The following is a 3,547-nucleotide window of genomic DNA, read 5'->3' as shown; positions in this document are numbered from 1 at the left end:
GCTGGAGGTGCTGCGCGAGCCCCTGGAATCCGGCGAAATCGTCATCGCCCGGGCCAAGGACAAGATCCGCTTTCCGGCGCGCTTCCAGCTGGTCGCCGCCATGAACCCCTGCCCCTGTGGATATCTTGGCGACCCCACTGGCCGTTGCCGCTGCAGCAGCGAACAGATCCAGCGCTACCGCAACAAACTCTCCGGCCCCTTGCTCGACCGTATCGACCTGCACCTGACCGTCGCCCGCGAAGCCACGGCACTCTCCCCCAACAGCCGCCACGGCGAAAGCAGCGCCACCATTGCCGCGCAAGTCGCCGCCGCCCGCGACATCCAGCAACAACGCCAGGGCTGCGCCAACGCCTTCCTCGACCTGCCCGGCTTGCGCCAGTATTGCGGGTTATCCACAGCCGACCAGACCTGGCTGGAAAGCGCCTGCGAACGCCTGACCCTGTCGCTGCGCGCCGCCCACCGTCTGCTCAAGGTGGCGCGCACTTTGGCTGACCTGGAACAGGTGGAAAGCATTGGCCGCGAGCATCTGGCTGAAGCGCTGCACTATCGCCCCAGCAACCAGTAGTAATTGCCCGCATTCTGCTCTTAACTTGGCAACAGCCCACCGCACCGAGACCGGTATGTTCGCATTCGTCCAGAGTTACCCGCTGTTGCTCGGCATTACCCTGATCGTGCTCGACCTCACGCTCTGGCAACTGATACCCACCAATCGCCGGCCCTGGCGCATCGGTGCGCGCTTGCTGGCGTTTTCGCTGTTTACCTGGGTGCTGATCAGCGCCGGGGTCAGCCCGCTGCAACCTGCGCCCTGGGTCGAGGATGTGCCGCGCAATCTGTTGGCAACGGTGTTGGGGATCGCCTGGTGGCTGTTTGCGGCGCGTACCGCCACGGTAGTGATCGGCCTGGTGCTGGTGGCCCGTAGCGGTCACACCGGGCGGTTGCTGCAGGATGTGCTGGGGGCGGTGATTTTCCTGGTGGCCATTGTCGCCGCAGCGGCCTACGTGCTGCAGCTGCCGGTCAAGGGCCTGCTGGCAACCTCGGGGGTGATGGCGATCGTCATCGGCCTGGCGCTGCAAAGCACGCTCAGCGATGTGTTCTCCGGCATTGTGCTGAACACCACCCGCCCCTACCAGATCGGCGACTCGATTAGCATTGACGGCACCGAAGGCAAGGTCATCGAGATCGACTGGCGCGCCACCCGCCTGTTGACCGGCAACGGCAGCATGGCGGTGATTCCCAACTCGGTGGCGGCCAAGGCCAAGCTGCTCAATTTCAGCCAGCCCAGCGATGTACACGGCGTCTCCATCAGCGTCGTGGTGCCGGCCAAGGTGCGCCCGCGACGGGTGCTCGATGCGCTGGAGAAAACCCTGCAGGGCACACGTACTTTACTGACCAGCCCGGCACCGAAAGCCACGATCAAGAGTTCAAGCCTGGAGTCGGTGGAGTACGAGGCCAGCGGTTTTGTCGGCTCCATGAGCCAGAAGACCGAGGTGCGCAACCATATGTTCGACCTCGCCCACCGCCACCTGGAAGCCGCCGGCGTGGTGTGGAACAGCGACACCCAGCAAGGCCAGGTGTGGAACCGCCAGCGCGCCCTGCTCGAAGACGTGCGGATCTTCCGTTCGCTCAGCAACGAGGAAAAAGACAACCTCAGCCAGCGCATGACCGCCGTGGAATACCTGGCCGACCAGGTGATCCTCGGCGTCGGCGACAGCTCGGATTACCTGCTGGTGATTGGCACTGGCGTGGTGTCTGTCGGCATTCGTGATGGCGACAAGCAGCTCGAAGCCGGGCGCATGGGCCCGGGCGAGGTTTTGGGAGTGGAAGGCCTGCTGGAAGCGGAAGATTCCACTGCCGAGTTCCGCACCCTGACCAGTTGCATTCTCTACCGCATCGACAAGGACGAAGTGCGCAGCTGCCTGGAGCAACGCACCGAGGTCAAGACCGCACTGATCAAGTTGCAACGCATCCGCCAGCAAACCCGCCAGTCACTGCTCGAGCAAAAGCCTGCCGCCATCAAGAAAGGCGGTTTTCTCAGCTGGCTGCACAAGTAGCCGTCAGAGCACCACGCGCAAGCATTGCCCGGCGTGATACAGCGAGAAGCCGGTTTCGTAGAAGCCGGTACGCAGCGCTGGTGCCGACACCGGTTTCATTGCCGAGAACGGAATCGGCAAGGCATCCGGGTTGTCGCAGAGCAGGTACTGGGCAAAGGCTTTGCCGATCACCGTGCCGGTGGTGTTGCCACGGCCGTTATAGCCGGTGACGGCGACGATACCCGGCGCAGGCTCGAACAGGCGCATCAGATGGTCCGGGGTGAAGTCGATGCAGCCGGTCCAGTGCATTTCCCACTCGACCTTGCCCAGTTGCGGGAAGTAGTGGTTCTGGATGCGGTCGGCCCAGCTGCGGATGAACCAGGCCGGTTTGTTGTCGACCCGCCCAAGGCTGCCGAGCAACAGGCGCCCTTGATCATCGCGACGGATGCTGCTGAGCACCGTGCGCGTATCCCACGAACCCTGGCCGTGCTTGAGCACGTTGTCGGCAGCGGCGCCTTGCAGCGGCACCGACGCGACCTGGTAGTAGTAGCCGCGGAAGAACTGGCGTTGCAGGTTGGTCCAGTCGCCTTCGGTGTAGGCGCCGGTGGAGATCACCACCTTGTCGGCGCTGACCGAACCTTTGGCGGTCTTCACCCGCCAGCTGCTGCCTTCACGCTCAAGACCTTGCACAGCGGACTGCTGGAAGATCTGCCCACCCAGACGCTCGACCGCAGCGGCCAGGCCCTGTGTATAACCCATGGGGTTGATGGTGCCGGCGCGGCGATCAAGCAGCGCGGCGGAAATCTTGTCGGTACCGCAATATTCTTCGCACTTGGCCCCGGTCAGCAGCTCGACATCGGCGCCACGCCGGCTCCATTGCTGGTGACGGGCTTCGAGATCGGCAACGCCGGTGGCGTTGTGGGCCATGTGCAGGGTGCCGGTGTTGTGGGCCTGGCAGTCGATACCCAGACGTTCGATGGTGGCGAACACTTCGCCCGGCGCCTCGCCCAATATCTTGTTCAGGCGGCTGCCTTGCTTCTGGCCAAGGGTCGCTTCAACGTCGTCCGGGCGAATCCAGGTGCCGGCGTTGACCAGGCCGACGTTGCGCCCGGAACCACCGTGGCCGATTTTCCAGGCTTCGAGCAGGATCACCGTCTTGCCCTGTTCGAGCAGGTGGATGGCTGCCGACAGGCCAGTGATACCGCCGCCGATGATGCACACATCGGCCTTGAGCTCGACGTTCAGCACCCGGGATGGCGCGGCGGGCTGGGTGACGTGTTCCCAGAGGCATTGTTGACGCAGTTCTGGCATGGCCGGCTTCCTCTTTTATTCTTGTGCGGTGGTGCCCTTATCGCTGGCAAGCCAGCTCCCACAGGGAGCAGCGGTCCTTGTGGGAGCCGGCCTTGCCGGCGATGGGGCCGACGCAGTCGTCAGTCGAACACAATCCCTTGCGCCAACGGCAGCTCGCGGGAATAGTTCACGGTATTGGTCTGCCGACGCATGTAGGCCTTCCACGA

Annotated in this window: 3 protein-coding genes; 2 read left to right on the top strand and 1 reads right to left on the bottom strand. The window is 63.9% G+C overall.

The annotated features are described in order from the left end of the window. Positions 1-565 (top strand): ATP-binding protein (locus UW3_RS29245; protein WP_237716722.1); only part of this gene is annotated, 565 nt, incomplete at its 5' end. Between the two features lie 55 nt (positions 566-620). Then, positions 621-2,051, top strand: a complete 1,431-nt coding sequence (locus tag UW3_RS0104600; RefSeq protein ID WP_010221113.1) for a mechanosensitive ion channel family protein — start codon at positions 621-623, stop codon at positions 2,049-2,051. 3 nt (positions 2,052-2,054) lie between these two features. On the opposite strand, the gene amaA is transcribed toward UW3_RS0104600, so the two are convergent. Then, positions 2,055-3,341 carry an L-pipecolate oxidase gene (gene amaA / locus UW3_RS0104595; RefSeq protein WP_010221112.1) on the bottom strand — a complete coding sequence of 429 codons (1,287 nt, stop codon included), beginning with the start codon at positions 3,339-3,341 and terminating at the stop codon, positions 2,055-2,057. Between the last annotated feature and the right edge of the window lie 206 nt (positions 3,342-3,547).

Origin of the sequence: Pseudomonas donghuensis (assembly GCF_000259195.1) — a bacterium.
Lineage (GTDB): Bacteria > Pseudomonadota > Gammaproteobacteria > Pseudomonadales > Pseudomonadaceae > Aquipseudomonas > Aquipseudomonas donghuensis.
Note: the sequence above shows the minus strand (reverse complement) of the source record. Positions and strands in the feature narration are given on the sequence as shown.